We start from the raw sequence: 26,601 nt of genomic DNA, 5'->3' as shown, positions 1-26,601 counted from the left end.
TTTCCCGGAGTCTTGAACTCCCTAAAGGGTCGTCGAAGACCACGACGTTGATAGGTCAGGTGTGGAAGCGCAGTAATGCGTTAAGCTAACTGATACTAATTGCCCGTGCGGCTTGATCCTATAACCTTGTAACACTGCAGCATACTCATAGACGCAGTCACAACAAACAACCTTCTACCATTTTGCGTTCGGCGCGCCTCAACACGCGACGAACACACAAGTTACGCTTGGCGGCAATAGCCTTCTGGACCCACCCCTTCCCTTCCCGAACAGGACCGTGAAACAGATGAGCGCCAATGATAGTGAGCTTCCGCTCGCGAAAGTAGGTCACCGCCAGGCTACCCAATACCAAAACCCCCGCTGCTAAAAGTAGCGGGGGTTTTTGCGTTGCAGGACGCGCAAAGTGTTCGCTCGGCGGACTTGAAATTCGCGCTCCGGCCCCCATCTCCAGGGAACCTTACTGATTTCACTGGAGTTTCATCTATGTCCGAATCCGCAACCGCCAGTCGTGAAACGCTGGGCTTTCAGGCCGAAGTCAAACAACTGCTGCAGTTGATGATCCATTCCTTGTACAGCAACAAGGAAATTTTCCTGCGCGAACTGGTTTCCAATGCTTCCGATGCCTGCGACAAGCTGCGCTTCGAAGCGCTGAACAACGGCGCCCTGTACGGCGACGACAGCGAACTTAAGATCCGCATCGCTTTTGACAAGGCAGCACGCACGATCACCATTTCCGATAACGGCATCGGTCTGTCGCGCGAGGAAGCCGTGCAGCATCTGGGGACCATTGCCAAATCCGGGACCCGCGAATTCTTCTCGGCGCTGACCGGCGACCAGGCCAAGGATGCCAATCTGATCGGCCAGTTTGGCGTCGGTTTCTATTCGTCGTTCATCATTGCAAACAAGGTCACGGTGATTTCCCGACGCGCAGGTTTGCCTGCCGATCAGGCGGTCTGCTGGGAGTCGACGGGCGAAGGCGATTACACCGTCGAGATGGTCGACAAGGCCTCCCGCGGCACCGACGTCATCCTGCATCTGCGCGAGGGCGAGGATGAGTTCCTTTCCGGCTGGAAGCTGAAATCGATCATCCGCAAGTACTCCGACCACATCACCCTGCCGATCCTGATGAAGAAGGAAGAGTGGAAGGACGGCGAGCAGGTGACGACCGACGAAGACGAGACGGTCAACCAGGCCAATGCGCTGTGGGCGCGTGCCAAGTCGGAGATCGACGACGAGCAGTACAAGGAGTTCTACAAGCACGTCGCCCACGATTTCGAGGATCCGCTGTGCTGGACCCACGCCAAGGTCGAGGGCAAGCAGGAGTACACGCAACTGCTGTACATCCCGGCGCGCGCGCCTTTCGACCTGTGGGACCGCAACGCCCGCCACGGCATCAAGCTGTATGTGCGCCGTGTCTTCATCATGGACGACGCCGAGAAGCTGATGCCGCTCTACCTGCGTTTCGTGCGCGGTGTCGTCGATTCGGCCGATCTGCCGCTCAACGTCTCGCGCGAAATCCTGCAGGAATCGAAGGATATCGACAACATCCGCTCCGGTTGCACGCGCAAGGTGCTGTCCATGCTCGAAGGCCTGGCCAACAGTGAGGACGCGGCCGACAAGGAGAAGTACGCCAAATTCTGGGAAGCCTTCGGTGCCGTCCTCAAGGAAGGTGTCGGCGAGGACTTTGCCAACAAGGAACGGATCGCCGGCCTGCTGCGTTTCGCCTCGACGCATGGCGACGGCGACCAGCAGGTAGTGTCGCTGGCCGATTACATCGCCCGGATGAAGGAAGGCCAGGAGAAGATCTACTACGTCACGGCGGATACATTCAATGCCGCGAAGAACAGCCCGCATCTGGAAATCTTCAAGAAGAAGGGCATCGAAGTCCTGCTGCTGTCCGATCGCGTCGATGAATGGGTGGTCGGTCACCTGACCGAGTTCGAAGGCAAGTCCCTGCAATCGGTGGCCAAGGGCGGCCTCGATCTGGGCAAGCTGGAAGACGAAGCCGAGAAGAAGGAAGCCGAGAAGGCGGCCGACGAGTACAAGGAACTGCTGGAGAAGGTCAAGGCCGCGCTCGGCGACAAGGTCAAGGATGTTCGCGTCACCTATCGTCTGACCGATTCGCCGTCCTGCCTGGTGTCCGACGAACACGATCCGTCTGGCAATCTGGCCCGCCTGCTCAAGGTCGCCGGCCAGAAGGCGCCCGACGTCAAGCCCATCCTCGAAATCAACCCGCAGCATCCGGCGGTGATGCGGCTGAAGTACGAGGAACCCCGCTTCGACGACTGGGCGGTCCTGCTGTTCGAACAGGCGACCCTGGCCGAAGGTGGCCAGCTCGACGATCCGGCCGGTTTCGTCAAACGCATCAACGACCTGATGATGGCCTTGTCGGCCAAGTAATCGAAACGGGGCTGCGGCCCCGTTTTTTGTTTGGGGCTTGCCCGGGCAGCGACTTTTTCGGCTATATTCATTCGTCGTTTCGCGCCCGGGGTCCCCGTCAAGATGCTTTCCACGTCAGCCAATCCGCCTGAAGAACACCGTCTCACACTGAACGAGGTTCTCGAGATGGCGGTCGCCGATGGTCTGATCGATGCCGCACAGGCAGCGGCCCTCAAGGCCGAGCGACGCCTGCACGGCGACACCAAGCAGCACCCGCTGGCGGTGATTGCCGATCAGCGCTGGCGCAGCCTGCAGCCGCCGCAGAAGTTGCTGAATCTCGACGCCCTCACGGAGTGGCTGGCGGCCCGTTGTGGGCTCGACTACCTGCACATCGATCCGCTCAAGATCGACTTCACCGGCATCGCCGAGGTGATGTCCAGTGCCTATGCGGCGCGTTTTGCCATCCTCCCGGTTCAGGTAACGAGCCGTGAGATCGTGATTGCCACGGCCGAGCCCTTTGTGCGCGAGTGGGAGGGCGAGTTGCGTCAGATCCTGCGCACCGGCATCCGCCGGGTCATGGCCAATCCCGACGATATCAGCCGTTATCTGGTCGAATTCTTCAACCTCGCCAAGTCGATCAAGAAGGCGGCAGCCAAGGGTGAAACGGCATCGGCGCTGTCGAGTTTCGAGCAACTGGTCGAACTCGGCAAAGCCAATCGGCAGTTCGATGCCAACGACCAGCACATCGTCCATATTGTCGACTGGCTCTGGCAGTACGCCTTCGACCAGCGCGCTTCCGACATCCACATTGAGCCGCGCCGCGATGTCGGCATTGTCCGCTTCCGCATCGACGGCGTCCTGCATCAGGTGTACCAGATTCCGATGGCGGTGATGACGGCGATGACCAGTCGCATCAAGCTGCTCGGGCGCATGGATGTGATCGAGAAGCGGCGTCCCCAGGATGGTCGCATCAAGACGCGGACGCCGGGCGGCCAGGAAGTCGAGCTGCGCTTGTCCACGTTGCCGACGGCGTTCGGCGAGAAGCTGGTGATGCGTATCTTCGACCCGGAAGTCCTGGTCCGCGATTTCCGCTCGCTGGGTTTTTCCCAGGAAGACGGAACGCGCTGGCAGCAGATGACTGCCGCGCCCAACGGCATCATCCTGGTCACCGGACCGACCGGTTCCGGCAAGACGACGACGCTGTACACCACGCTGAAGCATCTGGCGACGCCGGAAGTCAATGTGTGCACCATCGAAGACCCGATCGAAATGGTCGAGCCGGCGTTCAACCAGATGCAGGTGCATCACGCCATCGACCTGAACTTTGCCGACGGCGTCCGGGCGCTGATGCGGCAGGATCCGGACATCATCATGATCGGCGAGATCCGTGACCTGGAAACCGCCGAAATGGCCATTCAGGCGGCGCTGACCGGACACCTTGTGCTGGCCACCCTGCACACCAACGACGCGCCGTCGGCGATCACGCGTCTGCTCGACCTCGGCGTGCCGGCCTATCTGATCAACTCGACCCTGCTCGGCATCATGGCCCAGCGCCTGGTGCGCACCTTGTGCCCGCACTGCAAGAAAAGTGTGCCGATCAGCGACGAGGAGCGGGTGGCCTGGCGCAGTCTGGTGCATCCCTGGAAAGCCGCAGAGCCCACCCACATCCATCACGCGACCGGTTGCCTGGAGTGCCGGATGACGGGCTATAGCGGCCGTATCGGGGTCTACGAAATATTGGTCAATTCGCCCGAGGTCCGCCGCCTGATCCGCCCTGGCGCCGAGATTCCGAAAATCCGCGAACAGGCCTTCCGCGAAGGCATGCATCCGCTGCGCGTATCCGGGGCGCTCAAACTGGCCCAGGGGATGACGACGATCGAGGAACTGATCAAGCAGCTGCCGCCGGCCGACGACAATTAATCCTCCTTGCGGACTAGTCACAAATGACTAGTGGGAGGATAATTTCAGGCCTTGTCACCAGGGGGTTATATGGCAGTTGAATTGTTCAACAACGGGAAGCACATCGTTCATGCGTTTTACGACCTGGTGGACGATTCCCCGGGCGGTGCCGTCCAATGCAACCAGTTCCTGATCGTCGACAACGGTCACGGTGCGCTGGTCGATCCAGGCGGCAACATGACCTATACCGGCCTGCTGATGGACATGCAGAAGTATTTCTCGTCCAAGGATCTCGATTACATCCTGGCCTCGCACCCCGATCCGGACATCATCGCCTCGGTCAACAAATGGTTTGTCGCTTCGCATTGCAAGGTGATGATCTCGTCGCTATGGACGCGTTTCGTCCCGCATTTCACCACCGGCAAGGATGTCTCGCACCGCATCGTCGGCATTCCCGACCAGGGCAGCGTGATCCCGCTGGGCCAGTGCAAGTTGCTGGCGCTGCCGGCGCATTTCATGCATGCCGAAGGCAATTTCCAGTTCTACGATCCGGTCGCCAAAATTCTGTTCTCCGGCGACCTCGGCACCTCGCTGGTGCCGCATGAGCAGGCCGCGATTCCAGTCACCGATTTCCATTCGCACGTGCGTTACATGGAAGGTTTCCACAAGCGCTACATCGTCTCACGCAAGGTGTGCCGCTACTGGGCCAACATGGTTCGCCAGCTCGATATCGAGCAGGTCGTTCCCCAGCACGGGGCGCGTTTTGTCGGCAAGCAGGCGGTCGAGGACTTCATTGCCTGGGTCGAGGGGATCGAGTGCGGGGTCGATCTGATGACTCAGAACAGCTACCAGATTCCTCAGTAGTTATAGCTGTAGCCGGATTTTCCGACAAAGGGCGGAATCCGGCCGACCAGTTGCTCGAGCAGGATCAGTTCGGCGTCGCTGTGATTGACCATCGCGGCCGCCTGAATGCCCTTGGCGGCATCGGCATAGAGGTTGAGCGGTTGTTCGTGATGCGTGGTCTGCACGCGTCTGACCTGCTGCTCGTTGCCGATCCGGGCAACGTCGGCGATGCCGTAGCAGAGGCAGAAATAGCTGCGGTTCGCATCGGTTTCGAGATAACAGCCGGTGCCGCGGATGCCGATGGTGGCGACGCCGGTCTCGATCCGCTTGTCGCCCTTGCCGAAGACCGACAGCAGTTTCCCGTTCAGCATGCGCAGGCCGCTTCTGAGGATGTCGCCGGCAATGTCTACGGTGGAATTGTCGCGTTGCAGATAGGCGTCCTGGCCGATGACGTAGATAGCCTGGCTGTTGGCGCCGGTGACCACCCGGTCGCCGGGTTTGAGCGTCATGCCTTCGCGGGCCGGTCGCCCGTTGACGGTGACCGTCCCCTGTAACTGGTAGAAGCCGGGCTTTGCCAGCTTGCTGCCCGCCGCCCAGGCCTGGCGCAGGAAAACCAGGCGTTCGGCCAAGCCGGCGGCCAGCAGACCTTTGAGCAGTTTGCGTCGTTGCATGGCAGACCTCGTGCGGAAGATGATCGTGGTGCGATATTAGCGCATGCCGGCCTTGCGCTGGATGGCATCGACGTAGGCCAGGGCATCCATCTGGCTGCCTTCGCGCTGGGCACGCCAGATGGTTTCGCCCAGGCACTCGAGCAGCACATGTTCGGCATCGTGCGTGTCCATTCTCGTCCTCAGGCGTTCGAACGCCACCCGGATCCCCGGCGGCTGGTCGATGCTGAGCTGCTCGTGGATGGCCAGATGCAGCGACAGGTGCAGGAAGGGGTTCATCTGTCCGCTGTCCGGCGTCCACTCCTGATTGCGCGCCATCTCGGGGTTGCTCAGCAGCGTGTGGTATTCCGGATGGCGGGCGGCAATGTCGGCCGCCGTCACTTCGGCGCCAACCAGGGGCATTCGGTCGAGGTGTTTGGTCCAGGCGCTGCAGAAGAAATCGCGGACCTGATCACGGGAGGGATTGAACATCGTGTCTTTCGTAGAGCAGGGTAAGGACGGCATTATGGAACAGGCGATTGCCGTGCTCACCGGGAAAAATCTGACCGATGCCATAAGCGCCGATCATCGGCAGGTCGGGAAACGTCTCGCGGAACAACGCCAGGTCGCGATCGTCGCCGCCGTAGAACAGTGGGCCACGCCCGATGCACGAGAGCATCAGGGCAAATTCTGGTCGTGTCTGCGTCCGCGCACCATCCAGCAACTGGCGCATTTCCTGATCGGCGGCCAGCGGCTGACGGATGGCCCAGTCGAACTGCTCGCCCGCCTGCAGCGCTGCCGTCAGGGTCAGCGAGCCGTCGCTGTTGAGCGACAGGACGCCAATGCCGGGCTCGGACGCGTCGCGCAGCAGGGAGAGCTGGTGGATCGGCGGGCGCGCGCGCAGTTCGCCGGGCAGGGCGCGGAGCAGGCTGTCGGTTGCGGTGCCGGACTCAAGTTGGCGCAATTCATGGGCGTCGGCGACGCTCACCGTCTGCCGCTCGCCGATCCGGCGCAGCCCGCGTGACAGCAAAGGCGTGCAGCGCAGGCCGGGCAGGGCGAACTGGCAACGGGTGTCGCCGTTTTCGCGGGCCTGCTGCCAGGCCTGGGTGTCGTTGTCGACCAGGCCGATCCGGGCGGGATCGTCTTGCCAGTCCCAGGCCAGACGCCCCTGGCCGGAAAACGACAGTAGCGGCGATGCGGCGCCGGCTTTCGGTAGCTCGGAAAACACCAGTGCGACCGCAGCCGGGCGGTCGATCTGCCAGCCCTGGTCGCTCAATACGCCGTTGGCGCTGCAGCCATCGATCTGCAGGCAGGTGGCGGCAGCGGCGGCAGCGCGCAGGGTGGCCGGCAACTGGCGGGCGAAGTCCTTGCTCAGGAACAGCAGGACGCGCTCGGCACGGGTCAGGCCGGCGCGTGCCAGCGCCTCCCTGACCGCCTGCTCGGCCAGTGCCGGAGTCGGGCTGCTGCCGACCGCCTGGCCGCTGCCGACTTTCATACCGTCTTGCCCCGGAACTGGCAGAGATCGATCACGCAGCAACGCGCACACTCGGGCTTGCGTGCCTTGCAGATGTAGCGTCCGTGCAGGATCAGCCAGTGATGGGCGTCCTTCATGAACTCCTCAGGCGTGACGCGCAGCAGCTTCTTCTCGACATCGAGCACGGTTTTGCCCGGGGCCAGTCCGGTACGGTTGCCGAGGCGGAAGATATGGGTGTCGACGGCGATGGTCGGCTGTCCGAAGGCCGTGTTCAGCACCACATTCGCCGTCTTGCGGCCGACGCCCGGCAGGGCTTCGAGCGCTTCGCGTTCCTGAGGCACTTCGCCGCCATGCTGCTCGATCAGGATGCGGCAGGTGGCGATGACGTTCCTGGCCTTGGTGCGATAGAGGCCAATGGTCTTGATGTATTCGCTCAGTCCCTCCTCGCCGAGCGCCAGCATGCGCTCGGCGGTCGGGGCAATCGGGAACAGTCGTGCCGTCGCCTTGTTGACGCCGACATCGGTCGCCTGTGCCGACAGGATGACCGCGATCAGCAGCTGGAAGGGGCTGGCGTACTCGAGTTCGGTCGTCGGTGCGGGGTTGTTTTCGCGCAAGCGCAGATAAAACTGTTCGACGGCGTCTTTTTTCACGGTGACTAGGATTCGAAGGGATTGTCAGGGGCCCCGGAATGCGCGATATTGGGGACACAAAGATTTTAACCGACGGAGAAAGCGCAGGGTTTATGTACCTCACGAACAGCGGAGGGCAGATCTCACTGTCGCGGATATTCGATGGCAATCCGGTGGCGACGATCGTGATCGACAGCGAGCACCGGGTCATCCACTGGAACCGTGCCTGTGCGGTGATGACCGGTGTGCCGGCCAGCGAAATGATCGGTAGTCGCGATCAGTGGCGGGCGTTTTACCCCGATCCGCGCCCCATCCTCGCCGACCTGATCGTCGATGGTGCCGTCGAGTCCAAGGTCGATACTTTCTACCACGGCAAATTCCACCGTTCCGAATTGATCGAGGGCGCCTACGAGGCCGAGGACTTCTTTCCCGCCTTCGGCGACCATGGATGCTGGCTGTTCTTCACGGCCGCACCGATTTGCGATGATCAAGGCCGCGTCATCGGCGCCATCGAGACGCTGCAGAACGTGACCGAGCGACACCGTGCCGAGGAGGCGCTGCGTGCCAGCGAGGAGCGTTATCGCGAACTCAGTCGGACCGATGCACTGACCGGCCTGCTCAATACCCGAACGCTGTGGGAGCATTTGCTGCATGAAATTGCCCGGGCGAAGCGCTATGGTCGGCCTTTATCCCTGATGGTGCTCGACTGCGACGATTTCAAGGCAATCAACGACCGCTTCGGGCACCTCGAGGGAGATCGCGTCTTGATCGAACTGGCCGCACTGATCCGCGCCTGCGAGCGCGGCAGCGACAGCGCCTATCGTTACGGCGGCGAGGAGTTCGTCATCCTGCTGCCGGAAACGGCGGCAACGTCGGCCATGCAACTGGCGGAACGGGTACGCGCCCGGTTTGCCGGGATTCGCCTGCCGCTTGCCGACGCCGAGGCGATTTCTGCGACCATCAGTATCGGCGTCGCCGAGTGGCGTCCGGGCGAGGACGAGCAGACCCTGATCCGCCGGGCCGATGAAGCGGTTTATGCTGCCAAGCACCGCGGCAAGAACTGCGTGGTGCTGGCCGAGTGAGCTCATGAAGCGCTTTTTTCTAGGGCTTTCCGTATTGCTTGGCGTCGCGCTGGCTGCCTGGTTCTTGCGTCCTGCGCACGATGATTCGCTATTCCTGCCGAGCGCTTTTCCCGGAAGCTTCGACGATAGCATGCAGGCTTTGCGGCCGCTGCCCGAACTGCCGCCTTTACGGCCGGAGCGCGTCGCGCTGGGCGCCCGCCTGTTCGCCGATACCCGCCTGTCGGCCGATTACTCGCTGGCCTGCGCTTCCTGTCACCGCTTCGATCTCGGTGGCGCCGACGGCCAGCCGGTATCGGTTGGCATCCTTGGCCGCGAAGGCGGCATCAATGCCCCCACTGTCTTCAACAGCGGACTGAGTTTTGTCCAGTTCTGGGATGGTCGTGCCTTGACCCTGCAGGAACAGGCTGCCGGCCCGATTCACAACCCGCTGGAGATGGGCGCGTCCTGGTCGCTGGTCATCGAACGTCTCGGTGCCGACGAGAGCATGCGCGAGGCCTTCCGGCTGGCTTACCCGGATGGCTTGACGGCGGCGAATATCGCCGACGCGATTGCCAGCTTCGAGCAGTCGCTGCTGACGCTGGATTCGCCGTTCGACCGTTATCTGCGTGGTGACGAGGAGGCGCTCGACGAACTGGCGCGGGCCGGTTATCAGCGCTTCCGCGATTTTGGCTGCGTCAGTTGCCACCAGGGCGTGCTGCTCGGCGGCAACATGTTCCAGAAATTCGGCGTGCTCGGCGATTACTTTGCTGACCGGCCCCTGACCGCAGCTGATCTCGGCCGCTATAACGTGACCGGGCGGGAAGAGGATCGTCATGTCTTCAAGGTGCCGGGGCTGCGCAACGTGGCACTGACCGCGCCCTATTTCCACGACGGTTCGGCACCGACGCTGGAGGTGGCGGTGGCCATCATGGGGCGCTATCAGTTGGGGCGTGACCTGGCGGCCGAGGACGTGAAGGCCATCGTAGCCTTCCTCAACTCGCTGACTGGCCGCATACCGGCGACAGGGCGCGACGAATGAGGGAGACGCTGGCCGCACTACGCGCGCACCGGGCCTGGCGGATGATCCTGATCGCCATCCTGACGGGGCTGCTGACCTGGCTGTTCTTCCGCGCCGGCGAGGTGTCGCCGGAGGCCCACAACACCTATACGCGTCTGCTGCGGCAGTATCAGCATTACGACGAGCAGCTCAATGCCAAGGTGGTGGCCAGCTATGCCGGCCTGCTCAAGAACTACGACGGCATGGCCTACTACCAGACGCGTTTGCGGGAAACCGGCAACGCCTTGCAGGTGGTGCCGAAATGGCTCGACGACACCGGGCAGCGGCAGCTCGAAGCGCGCATCCAGGCCTTGATTGCCGCCCAGCAGGAGAAGGCGCTGGCGATTGACCGCTTTCAGCGCGCCAATTCCGTATTGCGCAATTCCACCCTCTATCTGCCGGCGGCGGCGGAATCCCTGCTGGCTGGAGAGGACTGGCCGCAGCGCAAGGCGTTCGAGAGTTTCATCCGGCGACTGATCGGTGCCGAACTGACGGGCAACCGGGAAGCGACCGATCTCGCCGCCTTGCGCAGCGCCCTGCAGCAGTTGCTCGATACGCCCGCGCTGACGCCGCGCCAGGTCGAGATGAGACAGTTGCTGGTGCATGCGCGCTTGATCATCGATCACGCGCCGGAGGTGTCCGGGCTGGTCGACCGCATCGTGCGTGCGCCGAGCGGCGGGCTGCACGACGAACTGACCCGCAGCTACCTCGATGCCCACCAGTCAGCGCTGGCGCTGGCTACCTACTACCGTACCCTGCTGTACGCGATCGCCATGTGCCTGCTCGCCTACGCCATGTATGCCCTGGTCAGGATCGAGCGCGACCGGCGGGCCCTGGTCGCGGCGCACGCCGACCTGGCCGACCGCTACGAGGCACAACGCCGCGTGGAAGCCCAGTTGCAGCTCTACGGCACAGTGTTCACGCATGCCGCCGAAGGCATGACCATCACCGACAGCGAATCGCGGATCATCGCGGTCAACCCGGCCTTCTGCACCATTACCGGCTATACCCCCGAGGAAGTGCTTGGACGGACGCCGGCCGTGCTCAATTCCGGCCGCCAGAGCGAGGATTTCTACCACGACATGTGGCAGACCCTGAAGGAAAGCGGCCAGTGGCAGGGGGAAATCTGGAATCGGCGCAAGGATGGCGCGATTTTCCCCGAATGGCTGTCGATTACCGCCGTTCCCGACGACTCCGGCGAATCCGGCAATTACATTGGTGTCTTCATCGACATCTCGGAGCGCAAGCAGAGCGAGGCGCGCATCCATCATCTGGCGCACCACGACGCCTTGACCGGTCTGCCCAACCGCCTGCTGCTCGAGGACCGGATCGGCCAGGGCCTGCTCAAGTCCAAACGCAGCAGCCGGCACATGGGCGTCATCTTCATCGACCTTGACCGGTTCAAGAACATCAACGACACGCTTGGCCATGCGGTCGGTGACAATCTGCTGGTGCAGGCGGCGCAACGCGGCCTGCATGTGCTGCGCGATACCGACACGCTCTGCCGCCAGGGCGGCGACGAGTTCGTGGTTGTCCTGCCCGAGCTGGAGCTGCGCCAGGATGCCGCTCACGTTTGCCAGAAACTCCTGACGGCTCTGTGTCAGCCCTACCTGCTGGCCGGTCACGAACTGACGGTCAGCGCCAGCGCCGGCATCGCGCTTTATCCCGAGGATGGGGATAGCGCCTCTGAACTGCTGCGCAAGGCCGATGCGGCGATGTATCGGGCCAAGGAGGAGGGCCGCAACACCTTCCGTTTCTTCTCCACCGAGATCAACACGGCGACGCTGGGCGAGTTGCTGCTGGAGAACGATTTGTTTGGCGCGCTGGAGCGCCAGGAGTTGCTGCTCCATTACCAGCCCAAGGTCGATGCCAAGACCGGTGAACTGATCGGGGCCGAAGCGCTGATGCGCTGGCAGCACCGCGAACAGGGAATGATCGCGCCCGAACAGTTCATTCCCATCGCCGAGGAAAACGGCCTGATCAACGCTTTCGGCGAATGGGCGATCCGCAACGTCTGCGCGCAACAGCGCGCCTGGCTCGACGCCGGCCTGATGGTCGTGCCGGTGGCGGTGAATATCTCCGCCCACCAGTTCATCCAGCAGGATCTGCCGCGAATGCTGTCGCAGGTGCTGGCCGATTACGGCCTGCCGCCGCAACTGATCGAACTGGAACTGACCGAATCCCTGCTGATGCGCAATTCCTCACGGGCGACCGCGATGTTGCAGGTGCTGCGCCGGATGTACATCCAGGTGGCGATCGACGATTTCGGTACCGGTTATTCCTCGCTCAGCTACCTGCGCCAGTTTCCGGTTCAGTCGCTGAAGATCGACCGCAGTTTCGTCACCCAGATCGGCGAGCACGGGGAGTCGATTCGCCTGGCGTCGGCAATCATCGCCATGGCCCACGAACTCGACCTTGAGGTCATTGCCGAAGGCGTCGAGAACGAGGTCCAGGCGCGCTATCTGCGCGAGCATGGCTGCGATCAGTTCCAGGGTTACCTGTACGGTCGGCCGCAGGCCGCCGATCAGTTTGTCAGCCTACTTTCCGCCCGTCATCTCGACGGCGTCTGCTGACGGCCGGGAACGACGGCGCGGTGGGGCGACCGGGCTGCCGTCGCGGCTGCGCGCCCGCAACTGGCCGCATCCGCCATCGACATCCTGGCCGGCCGAGCGGCGCACGGTCACGCGGATGCCGCGGGCGTGCAGGTAGTGCGCCAGTTCCGTGACACGGTCGTTGGCCGGGCGCTGGAAATCGAGCGCTGCCGTGGTGTTGTACGGAATCAGGTTCATGATTGCGTACTTGCCGGCGAGCAGGCGGACGATGCCGTCCATTTCCTCGACGCTGTCGTTGACGCCGGCGAGCAGTGTCCATTGATACTGGATCGGGTAGCCGGTCTGGCGGGCGTAGATTTCGGCCAGCTCGACCAGTTCTTCCGGCGCCATGCGCGGCGCCTTGGGCAGCAGGCGGGCGCGCAGCTCGCCGTCGGTGGTGTGCAGCGACAGTGCCAGCGCCGGGACGACGCGCTGCTGCGGCAGGCGCTCGAACACGCGCGGGTCGCCGACAGTCGAGAAAACCAGGTTCTTGTGGCCGAAACCGCCGGCCGTGCCGAGCAGGTCGATGGCCTCCAGCACGTTGTCGAGATTGTGCGAGGGCTCGCCCATGCCCATGAAGACCACGCGGCGCAAGGGCTGGCGCTGGCGGGCGAGGACCACCTGGGCCAGCATTTCGGCACTGCCGACCTGACGCAGCAGGCCGTCGCGGCCGGTCATGCAGAAGGTGCAGCCGACCGCACAGCCGATCTGGGTCGAGATGCAGACGCCGTCGCGCGGCAGTAGCACGCTCTCGACCGTCTGGCTGTCGGCCAGTTCGACCAGCAGACGGGTGCCGTCGTCGCCCGGATGTTCGGAGACCACGCGGGCCAGCGCTGCAAGCTGCCCGGTCAGTGCCGGCAGTGCGTCACGGATGGCCAGCGGCAGGAAGTTTTCGGCGGCCTGGCGGCGTGTGCCGCTATCGAGCGGCCTGGCCTGCAGCCAGGCGCGCAGCATGCGTTCCTCGTGGGCGGGCTTGGCGCCCAGCGTGCGCAGGTGCTCGCGAAACTCGGCCAGTTGCATGCCGGTGGATCAGGCGCCGGCTTCGGCGGTATCGGCGACGACTTCCGGGGTCGGCGGGCGACGCTTGGCGCGCTCGGCGGCGCGGGCGTCCATCCAGTTCTTCCAGGCGATCATGCAGCCGAGCAGGATGAAGGCGCCGGGCGGCAGCAGGCCGATCAGCAGGCCGGGGTAGTCGGCCGGCAGCACCTGGATCGGCGACAGGCTCGGGAAGACCATGTCGATGCCGGTAAACAGCATGCCGCTGCCGAGCAGTTCGCGCATCGCACCGAGCACGGCCAGCGTCCACAACAGGCCGACGCCCATGAAGATGCCGTCGACGGTCGAATTCAGCGGCGGGTTCTTGGCGGCGAAAGCTTCGACGCGGGCGAGCACGATGCAGTTGGTGACGATCAGCGGGATGAAGATGCCGAGCACCACATAGAGTTCGTGCAACTGGGCGTTGAACAGCAGGTCGACGACGGTGACCAGCGCGGCGACGATGAGGATGAACACCGGAATGCGGATTTCATGTGGAATGAAGTTGCGCAGGGCGGCAACGGCGACGTTGGCCAGCGCCATGACAATGATCGTCGCCAGCGCCAGCATCACGCCATTGACGATGTTGGTGCTGACTGCCAGCAGCGGGCACAGGCCAAGCAACTGGGCCAGCGCGGTGTTCTGCTTCCACAGGCCGTTGTAGGCGATGGTCGAGAATTCGTCGCGGGTCATTGCGCACTCCCTTCAGCGAACAGTTGCTCGCGCCGGATATCGGCCCACAGCACGGCCTGATGCACGGCACGGGCGACGGCACGGGGGGTTACCGTGGCGCCGGCATGGTATTCGATGCGCCCGCCGTCCTTGCGCACGCGCCACTCCTTGGCCGGCGTCGTCGCCAGCGCCAGGCCGTTGAACTGCGTGATCCACGGATTGGCCTTGTTCTTGTCCTTCTTCGGCTCGATGTAGTCGCCCAGCCCCGGCGTTTCCTTGTGCTGGGTGACGCGCACGCCGGCGACGCTGCCGTCGGCGCGGATGGCGATCAGCAGGCGGATGCGGCCGGCGTAACCGTCGGGGGCGACGGCTTCGAATATCAGCGCGGCCGGCTGGCCGCCCTTGCGTGCGCGGTACAGCGTGCTCGCCTCGGTCAGGCCGAGTTCGGCCGTCGGCGGCAGGGACAGGGTGTCGGTCAGCAAGGCGTTGTCGTAGTCGCTGGCCGGCAGCACCTCGTTGAGCAGCTTCATTTTCTCGGCCAGAGCCGACGCCTCGATGGCCGGGCGGGTCCATTGATAGACCGCCGACAGCAGCGCGGTGAAGGCGATGACGAAGATGAAGAGGATGGCCGCCGTGCGCAGCGCCATGGCCGGGGCGGTGTATTCGCGCGGAGTACTGGTCATGACTGCTTGCCCTTCATGCCGAAGATGCGCGGTTGCGTGAGCTGGTCGATCAACGGCGCCGACAGGTTCATCAGCAGCACGGCAAAGGCCACGCCGTCGGGGAAACCGCCGAAGATGCGGATGATGTAGGCAAGCAGGCCGGCGCAGAAGCCGAAGATCAGCTTGCCGCGCGGTGTCGTGCAGCCGGACACTGGATCGGTGATGATGAAGAAGGCGCCGAGCAGGGTGCCGCCCGAGAGCAGGTGGAACAGCGGGTTGGCGAAGCTGGCCGGCTGGTACAGCCAGAGCGCGCCGGAAATCAGCACCATGCCGCCGATAAAGGCGAGCGGCGCGTGCCAGGTGATCAGCTTGCGCTGCCACAGCCACAGACCACCGAGCAGGTAGCCGATGGCCACCCATTCCCAACCTCGTCCGGCGAAATTGCCGTAGATGTCCTGGTTGGCCAGCAGGTGGGCGATGTCGACCTGGCCCTCGGCAAGCTTCAGCGCCGTCTTCATGGCGTCGAGCGGGGTGGCGCCGGACAGGGCATCGACGCGCGGCGCCAGGCCGAGGATGACGTTCAATTGATCGAGGAAAGGCATCTGCAGGCCGACGCTCGGCCATTGCGACATCAGCGCCGGGAAGGAGACGATGCAGGCGGCGAAGGCGACCATTGCCGGGTTGAACGGGTTCTGGCCGAGGCCGCCGTAAAGATGCTTGGCGATGACGATGGCGAACAGCGTGCCGGTGACCACCAGCCACCACGGCGCCAGCGGCGGGAAGGTCAGCGCGATCAGCCAGGCGGTGACGATGGCCGAACCGTCGGACAGGAACATCGCCAGCGGCTTGCCGCGCAGTTTCAGCATGGCTGCTTCGGCGGCAATCGCGGTGACCGAGGCGATCACCAGCTGGACCAGGATGGCCGGGCCGACCAGCCAGGCGTAGGCGGCGATGCCGGGAATCAGCGCGAGGCAGACCTGGGTCATGACCAGGCTGACGCTGGCGTCCTTGAGCAGGTAGGGGGCGGGGGCGAACATCATTCGGGCTTCGTTTCGGTGGTCGCCGGCTGGGCGTCGGCCGGTTCGGGCACAATGCCGGCCTGCTGGCGACGGGCTTCGATTTCGGCCATTTCCCGGGCCTGTTCCGGCGTCAGTTCATCGGTGTTCTTCGGCTGTGCGGCTTCGCGCTGCGCCTTGGCCCGCGCCATGGCGGCGGCGATGGCTGCCTTTTTGGCGGCTTCGGCCGGATCGGCTGCAGCCTCGGCAGGTTGTTCGGTGGCCGGTGCTTCACTGGCCGCAGCTGCTTCCGCCGCCTTTTTGGCGGCCTGGGCGGCAGCCGCCTTGGCCAGCTTCTCGGCCTTCTCGGCTTTTTCGCGTTCCTCGCGGAACTGCTTGAACTCGAAACGCTGCTTGGCTTCGTCGGCTGCCTTCTTTTCCTTCTCGCGCGCCCAGATCTCGCTCTTGGCGAAACGGAAATACTGGACCAGCGGGATGCGTGACGGGCAGACATAGGCGCAGCAGCCGCATTCGATGCAGTCGAAGATGTGGTACTGCTGGGTCTTGCCGAAATCCTTGGCGCGCGCATGCCAGTACAGCTCGAACGGCTGCAGTTCGTGCGGGCAGGCGCGGGCGCAGGCGCCGCAGCGGATGCACGGCATCTCCGGCGCTTTCGGCGGGAACAGGCGTTCGGAATGGGCGATCAGGCAATTGCTGGTCTTGACGATGGGCGCGTGTTCATTCGGGACCAGGAAACCCATCATCGGTCCGCCCATGATGATGCCGTCGGTGTCCGGATTCGGTTCTGCCAGTTTCAGCAGTTCGTCCATCGGCGTACCGATCAGCGCTTCGACGTTGCCGGCGCCACGGACGTTGCCGGTCAGCGTGACGATGCGCGAGATCAGCGGCTCGCCGTGGCCGATGGCGCGCCAGGCGGCGTAGGCGGTGCCGACGTTGAACACCTGCACGCCCATGTCGGCCGTCGAGCGCATGGCGCCCGGGACTTCCTTGCCGGTCAGCACGCGGATCAACTGCTTGGCGCCGCCGGCCGGGTAGAGGGTCGGCACCGGCACCACGGCAAAGGCTTCGCCTTGCGCCTCGACCGCCTTCTGCATGGCGGCGATGGCTTCCGGTTTGTTGTCCTCGACGCCGATGATGACCTGGGTCGGTTGCAGCATGTCGCGGAAGACGGCGATGCCGCGCACGACATCGTCGGCGCGCTCGCGCATGAGCAGGTCGTCGCAGGTGATGTAGGGCTCGCACTCGGCGGCGTTGATGATCAGTTCGGCCATCGGCACGCCCGGCGTCGCCTTGAGCTTGCCGTGGGTGGGGAAGCCGGCGCCGCCGAGACCGACGATGCCGTGTTCCTGCAGGAACTGGCAGATGTCGGCCGGCGACATGGCCGCCCGGTCGGCCGGGCCGTGGGTGATCCATTCATCCTTGCCGTCGGGTTCGATGACCACGCACAGCGATTCCAGCCCGGAAACGTGCGGGCGCACATGCATCGCCACCTCGACCACGGTACCCGAGGTCGGCGCATGCACGGCGGCGGAGATCCAGCCGTCGGCCTCGCCGATCTTCTGGCCCTTGAGCACCGGGTCGCCGGCTTGAACCAGCGGTCGCGGCGTGCCGCCGATGTGCTGGTGCAGCGGCACGACCAGGCGCGACGGCAGCGGTGCCGGGCGGATCGGCTGCTGGTTGGACAGCGTCTTGTTCGAGGGCGGTTTGACGCCACCGTAGAATTTGAACAGTTTGGCCAGCATCACGCGGCTTCCTTGGCGGACGGTCTGGCCGCAACCGGCTGGATGGCGACGACCGGGTATTTCCATTTCCAGTTTTCCAGCGTCTCGGGAATGACTTCCATGTGGATGCATTCAACCGGGCAGGGTGGCAGGCACAGTTCGCAGCCGGTGCATTGCTGGGCGATGATGGTGTGCATCTGCTTGGCCGCGCCGACGATGGCATCGACCGGGCAGGCCTGGATGCACAGCGTGCAGCCGATGCAGGTGTTTTCGTCGATACGGGCGACCTGCTTGGGCTTTTCCTCAGCCTCCAGCGGCTTGACCTCGCGACCGAGCAGGTCGGCCAGGCGCTGCACGCCTTCCATGCCGCCCGGCGGGCACAGGTTGATGTCGACTTCGCCCTTGGCGATGGCTTCGGCGTAGGGCTTGCAGCCCGGGAAGCCGCACTGGCCGCACTGGGTTTGCGGCAGGATGGCGTCGATCTTCTCGACCAGCGGATCGCCCTCGACCTTGAACTTGATCGAGGCGAAGCCGAGCGCGGCGCCGAGCACGACGGCGCCGAGGGCCATGATGGCAATGGCGAGCAGGATATCCATTACTGGTACTTGTCCAGTCCGGCGAAGCCCATGAAGGCCAGCGCCATCAGGCCGGCGGTGACCATGGCGATGGCCGAGCCGCGGAAATGGGTGGGTACGTCGGCGCCTTCGATGCGTTCGCGGATCGCGGCGAACAGGATCAGCACGCCGGAAAAGCCGACCGCGCTACCGGCGCCGAACAGCAGCGATTCGACGAAGTTGTTCCCGTTGCTGACATTGAGCAGCGGCACGCCGAGCACGGCGCAGTTGGTGGTGATCAGCGGCAGATAGATGCCCAGTGTCTGCTGCAGCGTCGGCGAGGTCTTGGCAATGACCATTTCGGTCAATTGCACGACGGCGGCGATGGTGACGATGAAGGACAGGGTGCGCAGGTATTCCAGCCCGAACGGCATGAGCAGGAAATGGTCGATGATGTAGCTGGCGCCGGTCGCCGTGGTCAGCACGAAAGTCGTGGCCGCACCCATGCCGTAGGCGGTTTCCAGCTTCTTGGAAACGCCCATGAAGGGGCACAGGCCAAGCATCTTGACCAGCACGATGTTGTTGACCAGCACCGCGCCGACGAGAATGAAAATATAGTTGCTCATGATCAGGGGGAGCGAAGACCCGCATTATCCGGCCTGGCGCAGGGACAAACAACTGCGCGCCGTTTATGGGCTTATCGGTTTTTTTCTCCGAGTGCGCGGGCGAGTGCCTGGCCGACCTCGGCGACCAGTTCCGGCCCGCGATAGATGAAGCCGCTATACACCTGGACCAGACTGGCCCCGGCACGAATCTTGGCGACTGCATCCTCCCCCTTGAGAATGCCGCCCACGCCGATGATCGGAACTTCGCCGGCCAGCGCCGCCGACAGTTTTTCCTGCACCGCCGTCGACCGCTGGAACACCGGCGCACCCGACAGGCCACCGGTTTCGTTGCCGTTCGGCAGGTTTTCCACGCCCTCGCGCGACAGCGTCGTATTGGTCGCGATCACGCCGTCGAAACGATGCCGGCGCAAGGCATCGGCAATTGCGGTGATCTGCAGGTCGTCGAGGTCCGGCGCAATCTTCAGCGCCAGCGGCACGTACTTGCCATGCTGCTGCGCCAGCGCCTGCTGGCGTGCCTTGAGTTGCGCGAGCAGGTCGTCGAGCGCCTCGTCCTTCTGCAGTTCGCGCAGGTTCTTGGTGTTCGGCGACGAAATATTGACGGTGACGTAGCTGGCGTCGTTGTACACCTTGTCGAGGCAGATCAGGTAATCGTCGGCAGCCTTCTCGATCGGCGTCGTCGCGTTCTTGCCGATGTTGATGCCGAGGATGCCGCCGCGCTTGGGGAAATTCGCCGCACGCACGTTGAACAGCAGTTCATCGACGCCGGCGTTGTTGAAGCCCATGCGGTTGACGATGCCCTGCGCCTCCGGAATGCGGAACAGCCGCGGCTTCGGATTGCCTTCCTGGGGGCGAGGCGTGATCGTGCCGATTTCGATGAAGCCGAAACCCAGCCGCGCCAGCGCATCGATATGCGCCCCATTCTTGTCCAGCCCGGCGGCCAGGCCGACCGGATTGGGGAAGCGCAACCCCATGACCTCAACCGGACAATCCGGCGCCGGCTTGGCCAGCAAGCCGAGCAGGCCGGCCGATTCGAGGAAGGACATCCCGGTCAGGCCAATGCCGTGCGCCTTTTCGGCGTCCAGGGAGAAAAAGAACTTGCGAATGAGCGGATAGAGCATGGTGGCCGGCATTTTACCGCATTTGAGTGCCGGCCAAAGCCTGAAATGGCGCCTGATGAGGCTTGTTTTTGGCGAAGTGGCGACAATGGCACACGCTGCGTCAGCGTGTCTGTCGATGGGCTTTGCCGGATTGATCCAGCGTCTCCATTTCCTGCAGGGGATAGGCATCGGCGACATAAGCCGGACCTTTCATCACCATGACGATGAAGGCGGCAATGCCGACCGTGAGCACGACCGTCCAGTGCAGGATGATCAGGCTGGCGACGTAGATGTCGGTGGTGGTCACGGCCATGGCGTCGGCGGTGTCGGCAAACACCCTGACCAGTAGCGAAGGGGCAGCGAGCAGCAGGGTGCCGAAAAGGAAGGTCGCCGGCAGCCGGCGCAGTACCTGACGTTCCTTGCCGGCCGGCGTGCGCGGAAACCCGGGCAAGCGATTGAACAGTTTCATGGTGCGACCTCCGATGGCTTGTTGCGCGACGGTTTCAAGCGGCGAGCATTCCCGCTAGCAGGCAAATGATGGCGATCCCGCTCAAGCGCTGGCGAAGCGGCAGGTACCAGCTTGGCAGGGCCGTCCGGCGCGCCAGGCGGCTGTCCTGCAGATAATGGGCGATGAAACCCGCAACCAGCAGGGAGGCGGCGAGCGGTGCGGGGAGCATCAGCGCCGGCCAGGCCAGCAGGGCGGGGACGACGCTCCAGGCAAAGCAGGCCGAGCGCTGGCGCTCGGTCAGCCCGGGCAGACTCATCGCCAGCCCCCAATGCAGTGCGCCCACGAAGCTGAGAATGATCGCCCCGTAAGCGAACAGCGCGTCGCTCCACAGCAGGCCATGATGCTGGTCGAGCCAGCTGGCCGAGGCCAGCGCCAGAAACGGCAGCAAGCCGCCGTAGCCCAGCCAGGCAACGACGGGTGGCAGTGTCGGGGAGTGGCTTTGAATCATGTCGGACCTCGCAAGGGATCAGCTGCGTCATGAACAAAAAGATCGTTTTGTCTTTGTTTGGCTTAATATTGCGATTGTTTTCGTTATTTGTCCAGGACAAAATGGCTATTCAGTCTCCGAGAAAATTTTCACCCGCCGCTTGCCTTCCGTCCGCTCGCCGAAGCTGCCGGCGCCATCGCCGGGAGGCGGCGTGAGTACCCTGCGCCTGATCCTGGGCGATCAACTCAATCCGCAGCACAGCTGGTTTGCGCAAGCCGACGCAGCCGTCATCCACGTGATGATGGAGGTCCGCCAGGAAACCGATTACGTCCGCCACCATGCCCAGAAAATCATCGCCATCTTTGCCGCCATGCGCGACTTTGCCCGGCACTTGCGGGAAGCAGGGCATCGCGTGGAGTATCTTGCCATTGACGACCCGGCCAACCACCAGTCGCTGCCGGCCAACCTCGATGCGCTGATCGAGTGTCACGCAGCCAGCGCCTTTGAATACCAGGCGCCCGACGAATGGCGGCTCGACCGGCAACTGGCCGACTACACCGCGAAACTTGCCATCCCCGCGCGGATGGTCGACAGCGAGCACTTCTACAGCCAGCGCGACGAAGCTGCCAGACTTTTCGCCGGGCGTCGGCAATGGTTGATGGAACACTTCTACCGCCAGATGCGGATGCGTCACGACGTGCTGATGGCCGGCCCGGGCAAGCCGCTCGGCGGTCGCTGGAACTTCGACCACGACAACCGCAAGTCCTGGCCGGGCGTGCCGCGCGCACCGGCCGACTGGCGCGGCCGGCACGATCACTCGGCGCTCTGGCACAGCATCCGCCAGGCCGGCGTGGACAGCTTCGGCGAGCCGGCGGCCGGGCATTTCCGCTGGCCGCTGAAGCGGCAGGAGGCCCGGCAGCAGCTCGCCCACTTCATCGACCAGGCGCTGCCCAATTTCGGCGATTTCCAGGACGCGATGGCCACCGGCAACGGGCGGCTTTTCCATTCGCTGATCTCGTTCGCGCTCAACACCAAGATGCTCAACCCGCGCGAGGTCATCGCCGCCGTCGTCAGCGCGCAGCAGGCCGGCCATGTCCCGCTGGCTGCGGCCGAAGGCTTCATCCGACAGATTCTCGGCTGGCGCGAATACGTGCGCGGCGTGTATTGGGCCAACATGCCGGGTTACGACGCACACAACCATTTCGACCATCGCCTGCCGCTCCCCGCCTGGTTCTGGAACGGACAAACCCGCATGCGCTGTCTCGCGCACGCCATCGGCCAGTCGCTGGAACAGGCCTACGCCCACCACATCCAGCGCCTGATGGTGATCGGCAACTTCGCGCTACTCGCCGGACTCAATCCGGCGGCCGTCCACCGCTGGTATCTCGGGGTGTATATCGACGCCTTCGAATGGGTCGAACTGCCCAACACCCTCGGCATGAGCCAGTTTGCCGACGGCGGCCGACTGGCGACCAAACCCTACGTATCGACCGCCGCCTACATCGACCGCATGAGCGATTACTGCCGGGGCTGCCATTACGATAGGAAAGCCCGTGTCGGCGAGCGTGCCTGCCCGTTCAACGCCCTGTACTGGGATTTCTTTGCGCGGAATGGCGAGCGGCTGGCCGCCAACCCCAGGCTGGGGATGGTGTACCGCCAGCTGGCCGGCATGGAGCCGGCAGCGCTCGATGCATTGCAGCATCGGGCGGGGGAAGTCCGGGCGGGGATCGAGATCCTGTGAATGCCCGTTATGGCGGGGCCTGGGGCAAAATGGATGCCCCTCATGAAATTCTCCGACACTCACCATGGAATATTCCGCACTCAAGACTGTCGTTCAAATGTTCTATGCTGATGTATGGAACAAGCACGACAAATCGGCAATTCCCTCGCTGCTTCAGTCAGACTTCACATTCAGAGGCTCTCTCGGTCAAAGTAAAACAGGACATTCCGAGTTTGCTGATTACGTCGATTTCGTACATCAGGCCCTTGGTGCATACCAATGCGACATTCTTGACTTGGTTGCGGAGGGCAACCAGTGTTTTGCCCGAATGCGGTTTTCAGGCACCCACCGTGGCGAATTTTTTGGCTTCAAACCAACTGGCAAAAAGGTCGAGTGGGCCGGGGCAGCGCTCTTTTCGTTTAGGGACGGACTGGTCGCCGACCTGTGGGTCCTCGGCGATGTACATGGATTGTTACAACTGCTAGAACGCAACAGCCAGTAATTCTGCGAATTTCGGTTTCGGGTCGGTCGTCATCCATCGAATCGGTGCGACGTCGATGTTGAACGATCGCAACAACCGAACCGCCACCATCTCGCGTTCGGGAATCACCCTCCCAGGCATAGCTCTGCCGCCTTCGCCCTTGCCGCATGCGCCTTGCGGTAGCTGTCGAGCAGTCGCTGGTGGCGGTCCAGGCCTTCCAGCTTCATGCTGGTCGGCGTCAGGCCGTGGAAGCGCACGCTGCCATCGACTGAGCCGATGACCGCATCCATGCGCTCGTTGCCGAACATGCGGCGGAAGTTGGGCTCGTAGTCTTCCAGTTCCAACGCGTCGTCGAGCAGCACTTCCAGCACCACATTGACCGCCTGGTAGAACAGGCCGCGCTCGGCGGTGTTTTCGTTGTACTGCAGGTAGGCTTCGACCTGTTCCTTGGCCGCTTCGAAATCCTGCAGCGCGAGGTTGATCAGGAGCTTGAGTTCGAGGATGGTCAGCTGGCCCCAGTCGGTGTTCTCGTCGAATTCGACGCCGATCAGCGTGATGATGTCGGTGTAGTCGTCGAGTTCGCTCTCTTCCAGGCGCTCCAGCAAGGCTTCCAGCGCCGCGTCGTCGAGGCGGTGCAGGTTGAGGATGTCCTCGCGGAAGGCCAGCGCCTTGTTGGTGTTGTCCCAGATCAGGTCGTCGACCGGGTAGATTTCCGAATAGCCGGGCACGAGGATGCGGCAAGCGTTGGCGCCGAGCTGGTCGTAAACGGCCATGTACACTTCCTTGCCCATTTCGGCGAGGATGCCGAACAGCGTGGCAGCTTCATCGGCGTTGGAATTCTCGCCCTGGCCGGAGAAGTCCCACTCGACGAAGTCGTAATCGGCCTTGGCGCTGAAGAAGCGCCAGGAGACGACGCCGCTGGAGTCGATGAAATGCTCGACGAAGTTGTTCGGCTCGGTGACGGCGTTGCTCTCGAAGGTCGGCCGCGGCAGGTCGTTGAGGCCTTCGAAGCTACGGCCCTGCAGCAGTTCGGTGAGGCTGCGTTCGAGCGCGACTTCCAGGCTCGGATGCGCGCCGAAGGAGGCGAAGACGCCGCCGGTGCGCGGGTTCATCAACGTCACGCACATCACCGGGAACTGGCCGCCGAGCGAGGCGTCCTTGACCAGCACCGGGAAGCCCTGCTTCTCCAGTTCCTCGATGCCGGCGACGATGCCCGGGTATTTGGCCAGCACGTCGGCCGGCACGTCGGGCAGTGCGATTTCGCCTTCGAGGATTTCGCGTTTGACGGCGCGCTCGAAGATTTCCGACAGGCACTGCACCTGCGCCTCGGCCAGCGTGTTGCCGGCGCTCATGCCGTTGCTGAGAAACAGGTTGTCGATCAGGTTGGTCGGGAAATACACCGTCTCGCCGTCCGACTGGCGCAAGTAGGGCAGCGCGCAGACGCCGCGTTCGCTGTTGCCGGAGTTGGTGTCGAACAGGTGCGAGGCGCGCAGCTCGCCGTCCGGGTTGTAGATTTCCAGCGTGTAGTCGTCGAGCAGGCCCTTGGGCAGCGCGTCTTTCTTGCCCGGCTTGAACCAGCGCTCGTTCGGGTAATGCACGAACGGCGCGTTGGCGAATTCCTCGCCCCAGTACTGGTCGTTGTAGAAATGGTTGCAGCTCAGGCGCTCGATGTACTCGCCCAGCGCCGAGGCCAGCGCGCTTTCCTTGGTCGCGCCCTTGCCGTTGGTGAAGCACATCGGCGAATGCGCGTCGCGGATGTGCAGCGACCAGACATTGGGCACCAGATTGCGCCAGGAGGCGATCTCGATCTTGATGCCCAGCCCGGCGAGCAGGCCGGACATGTTGGCGATGGTCTGCTCCAGCGGCAGGTCCTTGCCGGCGATGAAGGTCTGCGTGTCGGCATCCGCGCTGACGGTCAGCAGCGCCTGCGCGTCGGCGTCGAGATTCTCGACTTCCTCGATGATGAACTCGGGGCCGGTCTGGACGACCTTCTTGACGGTACAGCGGTCGATGGAGCGCAGGATGCCCAGGCGGTCCTTCGCGGAAATGTCCGGCGGCAGCTCGACCTGTATCTTGAAGGTCTGCTTGTAGCGGTTTTCCGGGTCGACGATGTTGTTCTGCGACAGGCGGATGTGCTCGGTCGGGATGTTGCGCGTGTCGCAGTAGAGCTTGACGAAGTAGGCCGCGCACAAGGCCGACGAGGCCAGGAAGTAATCGAACGGCCCCGGCGCCGAGCCGTCGCCTTTATAGCGGATCGACTGGTCGGCGATGACCGTGAAGTCGTCGAACTTGGCTTCCTGACGAAGCTTGTCGAGAAAATTGACCTTGATTTCCATGCGGCTGTCCCAGCGTTCAAAACGAATCGGTCGCCATTATCCGGGTTTCCCGGCGGCCGGGACGGATTCTCAGCCGCCGAGCTGGCGCAGGCCGTGCAGCACCGCCATGCCGACGACGAAGGGCAGCCAGGGATTGCGCGAGAGCAGGGCGGCGGCCACGGCGGCGATGCCGCCGCCGAGCTTGGCGTTGATGACGTCGACGCTGCCATCGACCACCAGCAGGTCGGGGGCGACGATGGCGGCAAGGGCGGCGGCGGGCGCATAACGCAGGGCGCGCTGGAGCACCGGCGGCAATTGCACGCGGTTGCCGAGAACGATGAAACTGGCGCGCGGCAAGGTCGTGGCCAGGCCGATCAGCACGAAAATCACCCACAGGCTGGTGTCGTTCATGATTGCCGCCGCTTGTGTTCGAGATGTTCGGCGAGGAAGCCGGCGGCAATGCCGATGATGATGGCCGCCACCGTCCCAAGGCGCAGCGGCATGTCGCGCAGCAGCGTCGCGGCGGCGCCGCCGGCCAGTGCGGCGACCAGCATCGGGGGAATGCGTGCCATCGGCACCAGCAGCACGATCAGCGCGATGGTCGCCATGAATTCCAGCGACCAGCTGGCCGGCACGATGCCGGCGGCGAAGATGCCGATCAGCGTGAAGCTCTGCCATAACAGCCACGACCACAGCGAGGGCGCGAGGTAGAAACCTAGGCGCCAGCGCGGGTCGTCGACCTGCAGCATGCGTTCGGCGCAGGTGGCAAAGACGCCGTCGGTCAGCAGGTGGCCGGAGAGCCAGCGCTGCGGCGTGCCAACCCCGTGAAAGCCGGGGGCGATGGCGGCGCTGAAGATGACGAAGCGCAGATTGAGCGCCAGCGCGGTGACGACGATCAGCCACAGCGGCGCATCGGAACTGATCAGCGGCAGCGTGCCGAGCTGGGCGGTGCCAGCGAAGACGATCAGGTTCATGCCCATCGCTTCGACCGGGCTGAAACCGTGGCTGGACATCGCCATGCCCATGACCAGCGCCCACGGCACGAGGCCGACCGAAACCGGCAGGAAAGCGGCGAAACCCTCGCGGGCGCCGAGCATGAAGGAAGAGGTGACGGGCACTGACATGCCCGGCAGGATAGCGAGAGCGCGCCCGGAAAACAATTTGTAACAGCTTGATCGGCCCGGAGC

The 26,601-nt window shown here is 63.7% G+C and carries 25 protein-coding genes and 2 rRNA genes; 10 read left to right on the top strand and 17 right to left on the bottom strand.

Annotation, left to right across the window (positions count from 1 at the left end; genetic code table 11):
- From G471_RS0110905 to G471_RS0110885, 5 genes are all read left to right on the top strand, one after another.
- Positions 1–120 (top strand): 23S ribosomal RNA (locus G471_RS0110905); the annotation flags it as partial.
- A 106-nt stretch (positions 121–226) separates the two neighbouring features.
- Positions 227–339 (top strand): 5S ribosomal RNA (rrf, locus tag G471_RS0110900).
- Between the two features lie 144 nt (positions 340–483).
- Entirely contained in the window at positions 484–2,400 is a 1,917-nt protein-coding gene (gene htpG, locus G471_RS0110895; protein ID WP_028995370.1) for a molecular chaperone HtpG, read from the top strand.
- 102 nt (positions 2,401–2,502) lie between these two features.
- Positions 2,503–4,299, top strand: coding sequence for a type IV pilus assembly ATPase TfpB (gene tfpB, locus G471_RS0110890; RefSeq protein WP_028995369.1), 1,797 nt, complete (start codon positions 2,503–2,505; stop codon positions 4,297–4,299).
- A 69-nt stretch (positions 4,300–4,368) separates the two neighbouring features.
- Positions 4,369–5,142, top strand: a complete 774-nt coding sequence (locus G471_RS0110885) for an oxygen-binding di-iron domain-containing protein (RefSeq protein WP_028995368.1) — start codon at positions 4,369–4,371, stop codon at positions 5,140–5,142.
- On the opposite strand, the gene G471_RS0110880 is transcribed toward G471_RS0110885, so the two are convergent.
- Genes G471_RS0110880 through nth form a run of 4 tightly spaced genes read right to left on the bottom strand, consistent with a single transcriptional unit; the run spans position 5,136 to position 7,892 of the window.
- Positions 5,136–5,792: a FecR family protein gene (locus G471_RS0110880; RefSeq protein ID WP_028995367.1), complete on the bottom strand. Its 657-nt coding sequence runs from the start codon at positions 5,790–5,792 to the stop codon at positions 5,136–5,138. The genes G471_RS0110885 and G471_RS0110880 overlap by 7 nt on opposite strands.
- 36 nt (positions 5,793–5,828) lie before the next feature.
- Positions 5,829–6,260, bottom strand: coding sequence for a DUF1841 family protein (locus tag G471_RS0110875; RefSeq protein ID WP_028995366.1), 432 nt, complete (start codon positions 6,258–6,260; stop codon positions 5,829–5,831).
- Positions 6,241–7,263, bottom strand: a complete 1,023-nt coding sequence (locus tag G471_RS0110870) for an FIST C-terminal domain-containing protein (protein ID WP_028995365.1) — start codon at positions 7,261–7,263, stop codon at positions 6,241–6,243. The genes G471_RS0110875 and G471_RS0110870 overlap by 20 nt, the downstream gene beginning before the upstream one ends.
- Positions 7,260–7,892 (bottom strand): endonuclease III, encoded by a 633-nt coding sequence (nth, locus tag G471_RS0110865; RefSeq protein WP_028995364.1) that lies wholly within the window; start codon positions 7,890–7,892, stop codon positions 7,260–7,262. The genes G471_RS0110870 and nth overlap by 4 nt, the downstream gene beginning before the upstream one ends.
- A 92-nt stretch (positions 7,893–7,984) precedes the next feature.
- Here nth and G471_RS17430 point away from each other — a divergent pair, with 92 nt between their 5' ends.
- Genes G471_RS17430 through G471_RS17420 form a run of 3 tightly spaced genes read left to right on the top strand, consistent with a single transcriptional unit; the run spans position 7,985 to position 12,562 of the window.
- Positions 7,985–8,953 (top strand): GGDEF domain-containing protein, encoded by a 969-nt coding sequence (locus G471_RS17430; RefSeq protein WP_051295443.1) that lies wholly within the window; start codon positions 7,985–7,987, stop codon positions 8,951–8,953.
- Between the two features lie 4 nt (positions 8,954–8,957).
- Complete coding sequence (locus tag G471_RS17425; protein ID WP_081700228.1) at positions 8,958–9,971, top strand: cytochrome-c peroxidase; 1,014 nt, start codon at positions 8,958–8,960, stop codon at positions 9,969–9,971.
- Entirely contained in the window at positions 9,968–12,562 is a 2,595-nt protein-coding gene (locus tag G471_RS17420; protein ID WP_081700227.1) for an EAL domain-containing protein, read from the top strand. Before G471_RS17425 ends, G471_RS17420 begins: the two co-directional genes overlap by 4 nt.
- On the opposite strand, the gene G471_RS0110845 is transcribed toward G471_RS17420, so the two are convergent.
- From G471_RS0110845 to G471_RS0110800, 10 genes are all read right to left on the bottom strand, one after another.
- On the bottom strand, positions 12,527–13,600 hold the full coding sequence (locus tag G471_RS0110845; RefSeq protein WP_028995363.1) for an RNA methyltransferase: 1,074 nt from the start codon (positions 13,598–13,600) through the stop codon (positions 12,527–12,529). The genes G471_RS17420 and G471_RS0110845 overlap by 36 nt on opposite strands.
- A gap of 9 nt (positions 13,601–13,609) precedes the next feature.
- Positions 13,610–14,308, bottom strand: a complete 699-nt coding sequence (locus G471_RS17415; RefSeq protein ID WP_043421471.1) for an electron transport complex subunit E — start codon at positions 14,306–14,308, stop codon at positions 13,610–13,612.
- On the bottom strand, positions 14,305–14,970 hold the full coding sequence (rsxG, locus tag G471_RS0110835; RefSeq protein ID WP_028995362.1) for an electron transport complex subunit RsxG: 666 nt from the start codon (positions 14,968–14,970) through the stop codon (positions 14,305–14,307). Before rsxG ends, G471_RS17415 begins: the two co-directional genes overlap by 4 nt.
- Complete coding sequence (locus G471_RS0110830) at positions 14,967–15,989, bottom strand: RnfABCDGE type electron transport complex subunit D (protein WP_028995361.1); 1,023 nt, start codon at positions 15,987–15,989, stop codon at positions 14,967–14,969. The genes rsxG and G471_RS0110830 overlap by 4 nt, the downstream gene beginning before the upstream one ends.
- Complete coding sequence (gene rsxC / locus G471_RS0110825) at positions 15,986–17,707, bottom strand: electron transport complex subunit RsxC (protein WP_028995360.1); 1,722 nt, start codon at positions 17,705–17,707, stop codon at positions 15,986–15,988. The genes G471_RS0110830 and rsxC overlap by 4 nt, the downstream gene beginning before the upstream one ends.
- A complete protein-coding gene (gene rsxB / locus G471_RS0110820; protein WP_424243813.1) occupies positions 17,707–18,282 on the bottom strand; it encodes an electron transport complex subunit RsxB in 576 nt (191 codons plus the stop codon). Before rsxB ends, rsxC begins: the two co-directional genes overlap by 1 nt.
- Positions 18,282–18,866 (bottom strand): electron transport complex subunit RsxA, encoded by a 585-nt coding sequence (rsxA, locus tag G471_RS0110815; protein WP_028995358.1) that lies wholly within the window; start codon positions 18,864–18,866, stop codon positions 18,282–18,284. The genes rsxB and rsxA overlap by 1 nt, the downstream gene beginning before the upstream one ends.
- A gap of 71 nt (positions 18,867–18,937) precedes the next feature.
- Complete coding sequence (locus G471_RS0110810) at positions 18,938–19,984, bottom strand: quinone-dependent dihydroorotate dehydrogenase (RefSeq protein WP_028995357.1); 1,047 nt, start codon at positions 19,982–19,984, stop codon at positions 18,938–18,940.
- A gap of 100 nt (positions 19,985–20,084) precedes the next feature.
- Complete coding sequence (locus tag G471_RS17410; protein ID WP_043421468.1) at positions 20,085–20,432, bottom strand: hypothetical protein; 348 nt, start codon at positions 20,430–20,432, stop codon at positions 20,085–20,087.
- 34 nt (positions 20,433–20,466) lie between these two features.
- Positions 20,467–20,919: a DUF3429 domain-containing protein gene (locus G471_RS0110800; RefSeq protein ID WP_028995356.1), complete on the bottom strand. Its 453-nt coding sequence runs from the start codon at positions 20,917–20,919 to the stop codon at positions 20,467–20,469.
- Between the two features lie 190 nt (positions 20,920–21,109).
- Between G471_RS0110800 and G471_RS0110795 the strand changes: the two genes are divergently transcribed.
- On the top strand, positions 21,110–22,639 hold the full coding sequence (locus G471_RS0110795) for a cryptochrome/photolyase family protein (protein ID WP_043421507.1): 1,530 nt from the start codon (positions 21,110–21,112) through the stop codon (positions 22,637–22,639).
- A 64-nt stretch (positions 22,640–22,703) separates the two neighbouring features.
- Complete coding sequence (locus G471_RS0110790) at positions 22,704–23,120, top strand: ester cyclase (protein WP_028995354.1); 417 nt, start codon at positions 22,704–22,706, stop codon at positions 23,118–23,120.
- A 104-nt stretch (positions 23,121–23,224) separates the two neighbouring features.
- Here G471_RS0110790 and G471_RS0110785 read toward each other — a convergent pair whose 3' ends face one another.
- From G471_RS0110785 to G471_RS0110775, 3 genes are all read right to left on the bottom strand, one after another.
- Positions 23,225–25,435 (bottom strand): OsmC domain/YcaO domain-containing protein, encoded by a 2,211-nt coding sequence (locus G471_RS0110785; RefSeq protein ID WP_028995353.1) that lies wholly within the window; start codon positions 25,433–25,435, stop codon positions 23,225–23,227.
- A 69-nt stretch (positions 25,436–25,504) separates the two neighbouring features.
- Positions 25,505–25,825: an AzlD domain-containing protein gene (locus G471_RS0110780; protein WP_028995352.1), complete on the bottom strand. Its 321-nt coding sequence runs from the start codon at positions 25,823–25,825 to the stop codon at positions 25,505–25,507.
- Complete coding sequence (locus G471_RS0110775) at positions 25,822–26,511, bottom strand: AzlC family ABC transporter permease (protein ID WP_245580551.1); 690 nt, start codon at positions 26,509–26,511, stop codon at positions 25,822–25,824. The genes G471_RS0110780 and G471_RS0110775 overlap by 4 nt, the downstream gene beginning before the upstream one ends.
- Positions 26,512–26,601 lie beyond the last annotated feature (90 nt).

This window comes from Azonexus hydrophilus DSM 23864 (assembly GCF_000429605.1).
Taxonomy (GTDB): domain Bacteria; phylum Pseudomonadota; class Gammaproteobacteria; order Burkholderiales; family Rhodocyclaceae; genus Azonexus; species Azonexus hydrophilus.
This window is presented reverse-complemented; position numbering and strand designations above follow the sequence as displayed.

Excerpts from the sequence above, each read along its gene's own strand:
- htpG (WP_028995370.1), top strand. The coding sequence starts at position 484 with ATGTCCGAATCCGCAACCGCCAGTCGTGAAACGCTGGGCTTTCAGGCC.
- tfpB (WP_028995369.1), top strand. The coding sequence starts at position 2,503 with ATGCTTTCCACGTCAGCCAATCCGCCTGAAGAACACCGTCTCACACTG.
- G471_RS0110885 (WP_028995368.1), top strand. The coding sequence starts at position 4,369 with ATGGCAGTTGAATTGTTCAACAACGGGAAGCACATCGTTCATGCGTTT.
- G471_RS0110880 (WP_028995367.1), bottom strand. The coding sequence starts at position 5,792 with ATGCAACGACGCAAACTGCTCAAAGGTCTGCTGGCCGCCGGCTTGGCC.
- G471_RS0110875 (WP_028995366.1), bottom strand. The coding sequence starts at position 6,260 with ATGTTCAATCCCTCCCGTGATCAGGTCCGCGATTTCTTCTGCAGCGCC.
- G471_RS0110870 (WP_028995365.1), bottom strand. The coding sequence starts at position 7,263 with ATGAAAGTCGGCAGCGGCCAGGCGGTCGGCAGCAGCCCGACTCCGGCA.
- G471_RS17430 (WP_051295443.1), top strand. The coding sequence starts at position 7,985 with ATGTACCTCACGAACAGCGGAGGGCAGATCTCACTGTCGCGGATATTC.
- G471_RS17425 (WP_081700228.1), top strand. The coding sequence starts at position 8,958 with ATGAAGCGCTTTTTTCTAGGGCTTTCCGTATTGCTTGGCGTCGCGCTG.
- G471_RS17420 (WP_081700227.1), top strand. The coding sequence starts at position 9,968 with ATGAGGGAGACGCTGGCCGCACTACGCGCGCACCGGGCCTGGCGGATG.
- G471_RS0110845 (WP_028995363.1), bottom strand. The coding sequence starts at position 13,600 with ATGCAACTGGCCGAGTTTCGCGAGCACCTGCGCACGCTGGGCGCCAAG.
- G471_RS17415 (WP_043421471.1), bottom strand. The coding sequence starts at position 14,308 with ATGACCCGCGACGAATTCTCGACCATCGCCTACAACGGCCTGTGGAAG.
- rsxG (WP_028995362.1), bottom strand. The coding sequence starts at position 14,970 with ATGACCAGTACTCCGCGCGAATACACCGCCCCGGCCATGGCGCTGCGC.
- G471_RS0110830 (WP_028995361.1), bottom strand. The coding sequence starts at position 15,989 with ATGATGTTCGCCCCCGCCCCCTACCTGCTCAAGGACGCCAGCGTCAGC.
- rsxC (WP_028995360.1), bottom strand. The coding sequence starts at position 17,707 with ATGCTGGCCAAACTGTTCAAATTCTACGGTGGCGTCAAACCGCCCTCG.
- rsxB (WP_424243813.1), bottom strand. The coding sequence starts at position 18,282 with ATGGATATCCTGCTCGCCATTGCCATCATGGCCCTCGGCGCCGTCGTG.
- rsxA (WP_028995358.1), bottom strand. The coding sequence starts at position 18,866 with ATGAGCAACTATATTTTCATTCTCGTCGGCGCGGTGCTGGTCAACAAC.
- G471_RS0110810 (WP_028995357.1), bottom strand. The coding sequence starts at position 19,984 with ATGCTCTATCCGCTCATTCGCAAGTTCTTTTTCTCCCTGGACGCCGAA.
- G471_RS17410 (WP_043421468.1), bottom strand. The coding sequence starts at position 20,432 with ATGAAACTGTTCAATCGCTTGCCCGGGTTTCCGCGCACGCCGGCCGGC.
- G471_RS0110800 (WP_028995356.1), bottom strand. The coding sequence starts at position 20,919 with ATGATTCAAAGCCACTCCCCGACACTGCCACCCGTCGTTGCCTGGCTG.
- G471_RS0110790 (WP_028995354.1), top strand. The coding sequence starts at position 22,704 with ATGGAATATTCCGCACTCAAGACTGTCGTTCAAATGTTCTATGCTGAT.
- G471_RS0110785 (WP_028995353.1), bottom strand. The coding sequence starts at position 25,435 with ATGGAAATCAAGGTCAATTTTCTCGACAAGCTTCGTCAGGAAGCCAAG.
- G471_RS0110780 (WP_028995352.1), bottom strand. The coding sequence starts at position 25,825 with ATGAACGACACCAGCCTGTGGGTGATTTTCGTGCTGATCGGCCTGGCC.
- G471_RS0110775 (WP_245580551.1), bottom strand. The coding sequence starts at position 26,511 with ATGCTCGGCGCCCGCGAGGGTTTCGCCGCTTTCCTGCCGGTTTCGGTC.